This window comes from Massilia sp. BAP21 (genome assembly GCF_057801335.1).
In genome coordinates this window covers 5194990-5206972 of record NZ_CM173596.1, presented here as the reverse complement: position 1 = coordinate 5206972, position 11983 = coordinate 5194990, and the positions used below count along the sequence as shown (strand labels likewise).

The window sequence follows — 11983 nt, the reverse complement described above, 5'->3', positions numbered from 1 at the left end:
CCGACATGAGCAGTGCAGTCTTCAGCGATTCCTGGTTCCGCATCGCCGGCGCGCGCGTGGCGCTGGCCGCCAGCACCCGCGTCGAGCGCCAGCGCTTCGGCGGCGAACCGTGGTACGTGCTGCGCGACGCCTATTCGCACCGTTATTTCCGCGTCACGGCCCAGGCCTGGGCTTTCATCTCCTCGCTCAGCACCGCCCGCACGGTCGAGGAAAACTGGCTCGACTTCGTGGCGCGCCGCCCGGACGACGCGCCCGGCCAGGAAGAGGTGGTGCGGGTGCTGGCGCAGCTGCACACGGCGAACATGCTGACCGCCCTCGATTTGCCCGACAGCGGGGCGATCCACCGCCGCAGCGCCGTCCAGCGCCGCCGTGAACTGAACAGCAAGCTGCTCGGCTTCCTGTACACGCGCGTGTTCCTGTTCGACCCCGACCGCCTGCTGAACCGCTTCCCGAAACTGATCCGCGCCACTACCGGCCTGCCCGCACTGCTGCTGTGGCTGGCGGTGGTGACGGCGGGCGCCATGGCGGCCTTCGGCAACCTGGGCGCGCTCAGCGACCATTCGCAGGGCCTGCTGTCGCTGTCGAACCTGCCGCTGCTGTTCGTCACGCTCAGCGTGATGAAGCTGCTGCACGAGATCGGCCACGCCTTCATCTGCAAGCGCTACGGCGGCGAGGTGCACGCCTTTGGCGTGATGTTCCTGATCCTCACGCCGCTGCCTTACGTCGACACCGCCTCGACCTGGGGCTTCGCCAGCCGCTACAAGCGCGCCCTGGTCAGTGCGGCCGGGATGCTGGTCGAACTCTTCCTGGCAGCGCTCGGGGCCATGGTGTGGAGCGTCACCAGCCCCGGCATCGTGAACAGCGTCGCGTACAACGTGATGGTGGTCGGCTCGGTCTCGAGCCTGCTCTTCAACGGCAATCCGCTGCTGCGCTTCGACGCCTATTACATCCTGGCCGACCTGGTCGACATCCCGAACCTGTACCAGAAGGCCCAGCAATACTGGATGTACCTGGGCGACCGCTACCTGCTCGGCAGCGCCAACGCCGAGTCGCCGGCCCACGACCGGCGCGAGCGCCTGTGGTTCGGCTTCTACGGCATCGCCGCCTTCTTCTATCGCATCCTGGTCTCGACCGGGATCATCCTGCTGGTGATGGACCAGTGGTTCCTGGTCGGCGTGTTTATGGCCGTGGTCACCGCGCTGACGCTGCTGATCTGGCCGCTGCGCAAGCTGTGGCAGCACCTGAACGGGCCGAAGGTGGCCGCCAACCGGCGCAGCGCGACCCTGCGCGCGCTCGGCCTGGGCGCGGCGCTGGCTGCCTTTGTGCTGGTGCTGCCTTTCCCGTATTCGGTGCGCGCGCATGGCGTGCTGCAGGCGAGCGACTCGGTGCTGCTGCACATCCCGGGCGAAGCGCGCCTGGCGCGCCTTGTGGCGCAGCCGGGTCAGCGCCTGGAACAGGGCGAGCTGATCGCCGTGCTGGCCAACCCGGAGCTCGAGGCCGACTACGAACTGGCGCGCCAGCAAAGCGCCGAACTCGAGGTGCAGTACCGCCAGTCGCTGCTGCGCAACCGCGCCGACAGCGCGCCGCTGGCCGAACGCCTGGCGGCCCTGGGCAGCCAGATGGCGGAACTCGAACGCCAGCGCAGTTTGCTGATGGTGCGCGCGCCGCGTGCCGGGCGCTGGGTCGAGGCGCCGTCGCTGCACGAGCGGGTCGGCAACTGGCTGTCGCGCGGCCAGCCGCTGGGCGAAGTGGTGGCCGATGCGCGCCTGCGCTTCGTGGCCGTGGTGCCGCAGGAGCAGGCGGACGAACTGTTCGGCCATGGCGGCGCCCATGCCGACTTGCGCCTGAACGGCCAGTCCGACGTGACGCTGGCGCTGGGCGCGGTCAGCGTGATCCCGTACAAGCGCGAGCGCCTGGCTTCGAGCGCGCTCGGCTTTGCCGGCGGCGGCGAGATCGCCGTCAAGCCGAACGACCCGAGCGGCGAGACCAGCGCCGAACCCTTCTTCGAGCTGCGCGCGGCGCTGCCGGCCGACCTGGCCCCGGCGCGCGCCGACGGCCTGGCGCCGCTGCCCGGTTTGTCGGGCATGGTGCGCGTCGATTTGCCGGGCAAGCCGCTGTACGCCCAGGCGAAAAAGGCGCTGGCGCAGCTGTTCCAGAAGCGCTATGGACTTTGACCCGCGCGCGAACGCCGCGCTGCGCCGCCGCGTTGGCCGCCAGGCCGCCCTGGCTGCGCGCGCGGCCGGGGCGTTCCAAACCGATCCTGCGCTGCTGACCGCCGCGCGCACGCGCCTGCGCCGCGCCGTGGCCCTGGGCAAGGATGCCGACGGCAGCGCCGCAACCGACGCCCTGGCGGCGCTGGCGGCAGCCTGCCGCGCCGCCGGCCTGGGAACGCCCTCGGTACGCCAGCTGGCGGCGGCGCTCCTGATGCACGCCGGCCGCGCCGTCGAATCGGGCTCCATGCGCGAGGCCGGCGGCGCGCCGCTGGCCGTGGCCCTGGCCGCGCTGCTGCACGTGTGGAGCGGGCGCCGCTGCCACCTGGTGCGCGCCTCGGACTACCTGGCCGGGCGCGATCAGGCCCGCTTCGCGCCGCTGTTCGTGCTCTGCGGCGTGAGCGCGGCGGCGCTCGAGGCCGACCTCGGCGAAGCCGAACTGGCGCGCCGCTACGAGGCCGACCTGGTCTACGCCACCGGGCGCCAGCTGCTGTCGGACCTGCTGCGCGCGCGCCTGGCGGCCGACGGCATGGCCGCCGCGGCCTGCCGCCCGGCCGCGGAGGTAGCCCTGGTCGATGACCTCGACGCCGTGCTGGCCGAGGAAGCCGCCAGCCCGGTCGTGATCAGCGCCGCCGGCAGCGCCGGCGTGCTGGATGCGGCGACCCTGGCTGCCTGTGCGCTGGTCGAGGAACTCGAGGCCGGGCGCGACTATCACATCGAACGCGAGCCGGGCTGGCAGGTGCGCTTCAGCGCCGCCGGCCAGGCGCGCCTGGACCTGCTGGCCCTGCGCCTGCCGGTGTACTGGCGCCACCCGCAGCGGCGCGACGACATCGTTTCGTGCGCATTGCTGGCGCGCGACGAACTGGGGCGCGAGCGCCACTACCTGGTGCAGGAAGGGCGCGTGCTGATCGCCGATGACGGCGTGCTGCGGCGCCTGGCCGGGCGCGTCTGGCAGTTCGGCATGCTGCAGGCGGTCGAGGCGCGCGAGGGGCTGCCGCTGTCGGCGCCGCCGCGCACCGTGGCGCGCACCGCCGTGCAGAGCTTCCTGCCGCGCTACCGGCGCCTGGCCGGCATCGGCGCCTCGCTGCGCGGCATGCGTGCCGAACTGCGCGACTGCTACGGCATGGAGACGGTGGCCTTGTCGGCACACGCGGAACTGCGTCCGCAGCGCCGCTACGGTTACCGCGACGCGGCCGCCAAGCTGGACGCTTTTGCCGATGCGGTCGCGGCGCGCCAGGCGCGCGGCGAGGCGCTGCTGGTCGGCGCGCCGCGCACGGCCGACCTGGCGGCGGTCGGGCGCCTGCTGGCCGCGCGCAACATCGGCTTTGCGCTGGCCGACGGGCGCGAGCCCGAGGCCGATGCCGCGACCCTGGCGGCGGCCGCCGAGCCGGGCCGGGTGACGCTGGTGATTGCTGCCGCCCTGCGCAACGGCGTGCAGGTAGAGCCGGAGCGGGAGCGGGATGCGGATACGTGCGCGGGAGCGCAGGCGCACGGCATGCTGTTCGAGCACTGGGACAGCGCGCGTACCGATGCCGCCTTCTTCGCCTGGTGCGCCAGCGGCGAGGTGTTCGGCGCCGCCAGCGACGAACTGCTGGCGCGCGCGCTGCCCGAGTGGCTGCCGCTGCCCGTGGCCGGACTGGCGCGTGCACCCTGGACGGCTGCGCTGTTATTCCGGCTGGCGCAGCGCAATGCGGCGCGCCAGGCGTCGCGCTACCGCGCCTCGCTGGCCCTGCGCGAGCGGCAGATGGACGAGCAGCTGGCCTTTGCGGGCATGGGCTGAGGCGGTGCTGGGGCGATGCTGAGGCGGGTCGTTGCCGGCGCCATCGTGGGCGCCTCCCTGGTGCTGTCCGGGTGCGCGTCCGCGCCGGCGCCTGCTCCGTTCACGACCGATGGCTGCAGCCTGTTCCCGAACCGTGCCACGGCCGGCCGGGCCGACTGGTGCGGCTGCTGCGTCGCGCACGACCTGGCCTACTGGCGCGGCGGCAGTGCGGCCGAGCGCCTGGAATCGGACCGGGTGTTCAGGGAATGTGTGCGCGTGGCCAGCCGCAGCCCGGCGCTGGCCGGCGCCATGTATGGCGCGGTGCGCGCCGGCGGCGTGCCCTGGCTGCCGTCGCCTTTCCGCTGGGGCTATGGTTGGGACTATGGCCGGCTGTACCGGACCCTGTCGCTGGAAGAGGACGCACAAGCAAACGCGCTGCGCGCTGCCTACCTGGCCAAGGGAACGGCAGCCGTGTGCAAGCCGTAGGGTGGTCGGCTCTACCCGACCCTGTGCGCAGAAGCGGCCCTTGCGCCGCCACGCGTTCAAACCACGTCTGCGCCGATGCGCCCCCACAAGAAACCGCCTTGCGGTCTCCGCAACCCGCTATTCTGCCCAGCTCCGCACTGCCTCCGCCTGGAGGCGTGGACGCGTGGACGGCGCGGCCGTCCACCTACAAAAAAGGCGCCGCAATCGCGGCGCCCTGTCTGTTTGAAGCAAACGCTCCAGCTTACTGCTTGGCGACCACCGGACCGGCCGCCGCTGCGCTGGCCACGGCCGGCTCATCCAGCGTGAGCGCCTTCAGGCCCAGCACGTCGCTGCTGTAGTGGCGGATGCGGTTCGCCAGGGCTGGATCGTCGTTCAGCTTCTGGCCGTAGGACGGCACCATCTCCAGCATCTTCGCCTTCCAGGCCGGGGTTTCCAGCGCATTCTTGAAGGCCGACTGTTTCAGCACCTTCAGCATGATCGGCGCGGCGGTCGAAGCGCCCGGCGAAGCGCCGAGCAGGGCGACCACGCTGCCGTCAGCCGAACCCACGACTTCGGTACCGAACTGCAGGATGCCGCCATCCTTGCTGTCCTTCACGATTTGCACGCGCTGGCCGGCCGTGGCCAGGGTCCAGTCTTCCATCTTCGCGTTCGGCAGGTAGTCGCGCAGCGTGGCCAGGCGGTCTTCCGGCGACAGCATCACCTGCTCGATCAGGTACTTGGTGAGCGGGATGTTGTCGATACCGGCCTGCAGCATCGGACGCACGTTATTCGTCGTGATCGCGGCCGGCATGTCGATCCAGGAACCGTTTTTGAGGTACTTGGTCGAGAAGGTCGCGAACGGCCCGAACAGCAGGGTCTTCTTGCCGTCGATGATGCGGGTGTCCAGGTGCGGCACCGACATCGGCGGCGAGCCGACCGAAGCCTTGCCGTACACCTTGGCCAGGTGGGTGTTCACCAGCGCCGGGTTGGTGGTGACCAGGAACTGGCCGCCGACCGGCACGCCGCCGTAGCCCTTGACTTCAGGGATGCCGGTTTTTTCCAGCAGCGGCAGGGCGCCGCCGCCGGCGCCGATGAAGACGAACTTGGCGCGCACGGTCTGCAGTTTGTCGGTGGCCAGGTCCTTGACGGTGACGTTCCAGATGCCGTCGGCGCCGCGCTGGATGTCCTCGACCTGCGTGCGCAGGTGCAGGTCCATGCCCTTTTTCTCGGTCAGGTTCTTGACCATGGTGCGGGTCAGGGTGCCGTAGTTGACGTCGGTGCCGATGTCCATGCGGGTCGCGGCCACCTTCTGGTTCGGGTCGCGGCCGTCCATCGTCAGCGGCGCCCATTCGCGGATCTGCGCACGGTCTTCGCTGTACAGCATGCCCTTGAACAGGTTTTCCTTCTGCAGGGCAGCGTAGCGCTTGCGCAGGTAATTGACGTTGTCATCGCCCCAGACAAAGGCCATGTGCGGCACGTTGTTGATAAAGGCGCGCGGGTCGGGCAGGTAGCCTTGCTTGACCTGGTAGGCCCAGAACTGCTTCGATACTTCGAACTGCTCGTTGATGTCGACCGCTTTCTTGGTCTCGATCGTGCCGTCCTTGCCTTCGGGCGTGTAGTTCAGCTCCATGAAGGCGGAGTGGCCGGTGCCGGCGTTGTTCATCGCATCCGAGCTTTCGGCGGCAACCTTGTCGAGGCGCTCGAACATCTCGACCTTCAGGTCTGGCTGCAGTTCGGTCAGCATGGTGCCGAGGGTGGCGCTCATGACGCCGGCGCCGATCAGGACCACGTCGACCGGTTTGTCGTTCGAGGGTGCAGGGGCCTTTCCGCAGGAAGCGAGGAGGGCGCCGGAAACAGCAACTGCTAATAATTTACGCATTTCTTATTCAATCCAAAACTCGGTACAACAATGAACCCCGCCGCGAGAGGCCGGGTAAAACAGGGCGCGGGCCGCCGGCGAGCGTCGTCAGGCGCGCCCATTCAGGCTCGCCAGCAGCCGTGCATACAGGCTGGAGAGCTGGCGCAGTTCTTCCGTGGTGAAGCCGGCGGTTGCCTCGCCGACCATGCTCGAGACTTCCGGTATGGCCTGCTCGATCAGGGCGCGTCCGGCGTCGCTCAGCGAGATCATCACCGAGCGGCGATCGCCCGGCTTCGGCCGGCGTTCGATCAGGCCGCGTGCGACCAGTTCGTCGCAGACGCGGGTAAGGTTCGCCGGCTTTTCGTGGCAGGTTTCGCTCAGTTCGGAGGCACTGGCCGATTCGTCGACGCTGCCATACAGGATGGCGAGCACCGTGTAGCTCGGGTCGGCCAGGTCGAACTTCTTGAGCAGGCCGTTGGTCCGGTCGCGGAAGGTCTTCTGCAGGTGGTTCGTCATGCGCACCAGGCGCATGGCATCTACGGCAAAGTCAGGCATACGCGCCTTCACGCGTCGCAGTCGCTGGTCGGTCGGGCCAAAGTCGCTCATCGAAATTCCCTGCAGAGAAGAAAGCGCAGATTGTACCCGCCGATATCAAGGTGCCGCCGTTGCGTCCGCAGCGACACCTGCACCGGCGCCTGCTGCAGCGGCCGCGTTCTGCTGGGCTACCTGGCGGCGATGCTTTTCTTGCGGCAGCGGCAGGTTGGCGTAGAAGGCTTCGGTCACCGGGTAGGAGCCATCGGCCTTGGCTTGCTCGAGTTCGGCCAGGACGCGCTGGCGTACCGGGTCGTTCGAGGCAACCGGGTTGGTCGAAGCGCAACCGGCGAGGAGGGTAACGAGAAGTGCTGGAATCAGGTAAGTGGTTTTCATGTTGTCCGCCAATGTGAGTGAAAGGAGGCGGGCCGTATCGGTCCGTCGAAACGTATTTTAACACTGAATAGTACATTTCTGAAGTAAGTACGTGAAATCACTTACTCGTGAGAATGTGACAAGGGGGCGGGGGAGGTGGCTCCCGCGCGGGGCGGGAGCCGGGAGTGCGGCTCAGTGCGGCTCAGTGCGCGGCGCTGTCTTGCTGAGGGTGGCTGTCCGGCAGGAACCAGTTCAGCAGCACGGCGCAGATGCCGCCGGTGGCGACACCCGATTCGAGCACGTTGCGGATCGCGGCCGGCATGTGCACCAGGAACTCGGGCACCTGCGACACGCCCAGGCCCAGGGCCAGCGACACCGCGATGATCAGCAGTGCGCGCCGGTCCAGCGGCACGCTGGCCAGGATGTTGATGCCGGCCGCGGCCACGGCGCCGAACATCACCATCGCCGCGCCGCCCAGCACCGGCTCCGGCACGGCCTGGATCACGCCGGCCACGCTCGGGAACAAACCGAGCACGACCAGGAACAGGGCGATCCAGATGCCGATGTGGCGGCTGGCGATGCCGGTCAGCTGGATCACGCCGTTGTTCTGGGCGAAGATCGAACTCGGGAAGGTGTTGAAGATACCGGCCAGCAGGGAATTCGCGCCGTTCAGCAGCACGCCGCCCTTGATGCGGCGCATCCACACCGGTCCCTCGACCGGCTCGCGCGAGATCTTGCTGGTGGCGGTGACGTCGCCGATGGCTTCGAGCGAGGTGACCAGGTAAATCACGATCATCGGGATGAACAGCGACCACGAGAAGCTCAGGCCGAAGTGCAGCGGCACCGGCACCTGGAAGGCCGGGGCCTCGTGCATGCCGGTGAAATCGAGCCGCCCGAGGAAGCCGGCCAGCGCGTAGCCGGCGGCCAGCGCAATCACGATGGCGCTGCTCCTCAGCCAGACTACGGGAATGCGGTTCAGGACCACGATGATGGCCAGGACCATGCCCGACAACAGCAGGTTCTCGCCATTCGCGAAGCTGCCGTTGGCCATCGCTGCAAAGCCGCCGCCCATGCTGATGAGGCCGACCTTGATCAGGGTAAGGCCGATCATCAGCACCACGATGCCCGTGACCAGCGGCGTGATCATGCGTTTTACAAAAGGCAGGATGCGCGAGACGCCCATCTCGACAAACGAACCGGCCACTACCACGCCGAAGATCGCCGCCATCACCGCTTCCACCGGCGTGCCCTGTTTCACCATCAGCGAGCCGCCGGCAATCAAGGGGCCGACGAAGTTGAAGCTGGTGCCCTGCACGATCAGCAGTCCCGCACCCAGCGGGCCGAAACGGCGGCACTGGATGAAGGTGGCGATTCCGGAGATGACCAGCGACATCGAGACGATCAGGTTGGTATCGCGCGCTGGCACCCCCAGCGCCTGGCAGATCAAGAGGCCCGGCGTGACGATCGGGACGATGATGGCCAGCAGGTGCTGGAGGGCGGCGAGCATGCCGACCCAGGCAGTGGGGCGGTCCTCGAGGCCGAGGACCAGGTCGGGCGTGGCGACCCGAGCGCCGGCAGAAGTGCCGGGAGGCGAGGCATGGGGCGATTCGGGAAGCGGGGTGGACAGCTTGGGTGGGGTAGTCATGCGCGGGCACCGGGCAAAAACGCGATTTTACGCTGCCGGGCCTGGCATGGCGAATGTTGGCCGCATCGGCGGTACTGTCCGGACCGGCGCCATCCGCGTCATTCACGGCAACCGCAACCGCAACCGCAACCGCAACCGCAATGGCAGCGGTGACGGCTGCGTTGCGGCAGCCGCGCCTGCAGGCGCCGGGTGCTGCAGCCTTGCACCCGCCGCGCAGCCGTTCAGGCGGACGGCGCTTTTGCGTCCGGCTTGACGCCCACCACTGCGTTCGTTTCTGCCTCCGCCTGCGTGTCCGTCTTGGCAGCGTCGCGCGTGCGCAGCGCTTCCAGCCAGTTGAAGATCGCCGGCCAGATGCGGGCATGCGAGTTGCGCCCGACCAGCACACCGACGTGCTGCAGGTTGACGCCGATGTCGCCGCTATACTCGAGCAGGAGCTTGTCGGCGCTGGCCGCCGCCTCGTGGAAGGGTTGCACCGATTGCGGCGGAATCACCTTGCTGCGCCCGTCGAACACGCTGACCAGCGGTGAACGCAGGTCCTGCGGGCCGACCGTGCGCGCGCCGATCGCCAGCTTGCCCTGGGTGAAGGCATCGTTGCGGTACAGCGATTCCACCAGGTCGACGAACAGCGGCCCGGGGAGCGGAAACTCGTCGTGCGTCCAGCGTTCGACCTGCATGTAGCTGTTCAGGGCCTGCGGGCTAGTCATCGACGCGGTGCGGTCGAGCAGGCGCTCCCAGCCGAAGGCATGCGGCTCGGCGGCGGCGCTCATCATGTTCAGGAAACTGCCCGGGACCTGGCCAAAGGCGTCGGCGATGCGGCGCGCGTCGGGCGTGGCCCGGACCAGGGGCGCGAAGCAGTCGCTGGCAGGGTCGAAGCCGAGCGGGGCTTCCAGCAGCACGGTGGCGGCAACCGCCTCGGGATACAGGCAGGCATGGATGGCCGCCAGGATGCCGCCGAGCGAGTGGCCGGCGATGATCACCTGCTCCTGGCCGCTGTCATGCCGGATGTGCTCGCGGCAGCTGCGCAGCAAGCGGTCGCCGTAGCCGGCCAGGCTGAAATCGGCATCGTCATCGGAGGGGGCATCCGCGCCGCTTCCCGCGCTAGAATGCTGCTCGCCCAGCGGCACCCACTCGGCCAGGTAGACGCGGTAGCCGCGTTCCAGCCAGCGCTGCACGACGCTGATCCCGGGCGCCAAGTCCCAGATGTAGGCGCGCTTGATGGGCGCGGGCACCAGCAGCACGGCCGGCTTGTCCGCCGGTGCGCCCGCCGAACCGTCGGCCGGTGTCTCGGCCGCAGCGTAGCGGCGCAGCCTGAGGCCGGGCTCGGTGTGCAGCACGATCGAAGGCGTTTCGCGCGGGCCGTAGCCGGCGCGGTCCAGCATCTGCCCGCGCGCCTGGCGCGAGCGGTCCATTTGCTTCAGGGCGGCGACCCCAAGGGTCGACAGATCGTTCCAGTTGCTTGCGTACATGGCGGTCTCGTCCGGTTCTGGTGGCAGCACTCTACGCCGCGCTGCGCCCGCTTCCAAGCGCGTTTCAATCGAACGCGGCCCTGTTTGCGCGGCGTTAAATGCGGACAGCCGCGGCCCCGCAATGCTTGCCGCCAGGCTAAGCCTTGCAGGTATCGCTGTCGCTTGCCGCTTCTTCCGCCTGTCCAGCCAGGACCGGTTCGGCGCCGATCTCCTGCAGTCCGCGCGCCAGGCTCGACACGCTCGGGTTGTCGACGAACACGCAGCGCTTGCCGGTGCGCTTGCAGTATTCCTTCACGCGCCAGTAGGCGCCGTGGCTGATGCAGCCGGTCTGGCAGATAACGAGGTCGGCGGCGGCCAGGCTGGCGTCGAGCTGGTTGCTGCTGTCTTCCAGGCCGCCGTCGTGGTGGGCGAACTGGGCGCCGATCTTTTCCACCATCTTGCGGTAGAAGGAGATGTTGCCGCTGCGCCCACCGACGCAGAGTACGCTCTGGTTGACCAGCTGGATCGGGATCGTGACCTGGGGTGCGGCCGGCGCGGGCACGGCAGGCGCCGCTGGCGGCGCCGCTTCGCTTGCGCGCGCGACGGCTTCCGCGCGGCTGGCCTTCAGCTCGGCAATCTGGCCGCGCAGCGCCGCTTCGCGCATTTCCATGCGCGCCAGCTGGTTGGCCAGGCGCTTGCGGGTTTCCAGCTCGGGAATGGTCGAACGCAGCTGGGCCAGCTCGTTGCGCAGGTTGTGGACGTCGGTTTCGCGCGCGATGGTGGTGGCGCGGGCCTGCATCAGCTGCTGTTCGAAGCGGTCGGCGTCGCCTTTCCTTTCCTGCAGCAGGGTGTTGCAGCGCGCCTGTAGCCGCGCCAGTTCGCCCTCGAGCCGGGCCTTGTCGCCCAGCAGGGCGTTGTATTTGCCGATGTCGGCGCGGGCGCAGGCGCCGGCCTGGTGCTGGACCATGTGGATGTCGCGGCACATCTTTTCTTCCAGCGCCGGCACGCAGGCCGGGTGCGACAGCCCGGCCCAGAAGGCGCCGGCCACGTCGCCCGCGTTCACCGCCGCTTCCCACAGCTCGGCCACCTGGGCCGCCGTGCGTGCGCTGCGGAAGCGGAAGATCACTTGCGCATAGCGCCGCTCGAGCTCCTTCTGCACGGCCTCGGCCAGGCGGTTGCGGCTGGTGCAATCGTTGACGGCGCCGACGTGCACCTCGTAGTCGTCGTGCATGAGCGCGCCGCCGGTGACTTTTTCCACCAGCTTGCGCAGCGTGCCCAGCGGCAGCGCGACGCCGATCAGCGGGCAATGGCAGTTGCGGGACAATTCCCAGATGCGGCGCCGGCGCGAGCTATGCTGGGTCTGGAACTGCACATTGGCTGGGTCGAGCGAAGGGTGTTTGTCGCACATACGGATCCTTTGGGCGAATGGCTGTGTACGGTCTCAGGTCTCCGGCAAGCGCGCACCATCACCACGCTTTGCTTTTGAATGAGAATGATTCGCATTCCAGTGTACACGGAATCGCCGCGCGTGCAAACAGCATCGCTGCCGTGCGCGCGGTCCGGCCATCCAGCTTCAGTCATCCGGCGCAAGGCAGCCAGCGCAACCCAGCCAGCGCAACCCATCCAGCCCGGCCAGCGCAACCCATCCAGCCCGGCCAGCGCAACCCATCCAGCCCGGCCAGCGCAACCCATCCA

9 protein-coding genes are annotated in these 11983 nt (G+C 68.8%); 3 read left to right on the top strand and 6 right to left on the bottom strand.

Features of this window, described 5'->3' with window-relative positions:
• Nucleotides 1–5 precede the first annotated feature (5 nt).
• Genes ACWYRN_RS22945 through ACWYRN_RS22935 form a run of 3 tightly spaced genes read left to right on the top strand, consistent with a single transcriptional unit; the run spans nt 6 to nt 4455 of the window.
• Entirely contained in the window at nt 6–2174 is a 2169-nt protein-coding gene (locus ACWYRN_RS22945; RefSeq protein WP_488690109.1) for a site-2 protease family protein, read from the top strand.
• A complete protein-coding gene (locus tag ACWYRN_RS22940) occupies nt 2164–3990 on the top strand; it encodes a preprotein translocase subunit SecA (protein ID WP_488690108.1) in 1827 nt (608 codons plus the stop codon). Before ACWYRN_RS22945 ends, ACWYRN_RS22940 begins: the two co-directional genes overlap by 11 nt.
• Nucleotides 3991–4005: 15 nt before the next feature.
• Nucleotides 4006–4455: a hypothetical protein gene (locus ACWYRN_RS22935; protein ID WP_488690107.1), complete on the top strand. Its 450-nt coding sequence runs from the start codon at nt 4006–4008 to the stop codon at nt 4453–4455.
• A gap of 241 nt (nt 4456–4696) precedes the next feature.
• Here the strand turns inward: ACWYRN_RS22935 and mqo are convergent, their stop codons facing one another.
• The 6 genes from mqo to ACWYRN_RS22905 form a co-directional block, all read right to left on the bottom strand.
• Entirely contained in the window at nt 4697–6313 is a 1617-nt protein-coding gene (gene mqo / locus ACWYRN_RS22930) for a malate dehydrogenase (quinone) (protein WP_488690106.1), read from the bottom strand.
• 87 nt (nt 6314–6400) lie between these two features.
• Nucleotides 6401–6847, bottom strand: a complete 447-nt coding sequence (locus ACWYRN_RS22925; protein WP_488690105.1) for a MarR family winged helix-turn-helix transcriptional regulator — start codon at nt 6845–6847, stop codon at nt 6401–6403.
• 96 nt (nt 6848–6943) lie between these two features.
• Complete coding sequence (locus ACWYRN_RS22920) at nt 6944–7219, bottom strand: hypothetical protein (RefSeq protein ID WP_488690103.1); 276 nt, start codon at nt 7217–7219, stop codon at nt 6944–6946.
• Between the two features lie 181 nt (nt 7220–7400).
• Nucleotides 7401–8843, bottom strand: a complete 1443-nt coding sequence (locus ACWYRN_RS22915; RefSeq protein WP_488690102.1) for a nucleobase:cation symporter-2 family protein — start codon at nt 8841–8843, stop codon at nt 7401–7403.
• 221 nt (nt 8844–9064) lie between these two features.
• Complete coding sequence (locus ACWYRN_RS22910; RefSeq protein ID WP_488690101.1) at nt 9065–10309, bottom strand: alpha/beta fold hydrolase; 1245 nt, start codon at nt 10307–10309, stop codon at nt 9065–9067.
• 136 nt (nt 10310–10445) lie between these two features.
• Nucleotides 10446–11696 (bottom strand): DUF2325 domain-containing protein, encoded by a 1251-nt coding sequence (locus ACWYRN_RS22905; RefSeq protein WP_488690099.1) that lies wholly within the window; start codon nt 11694–11696, stop codon nt 10446–10448.
• Between the last annotated feature and the right edge of the window lie 287 nt (nt 11697–11983).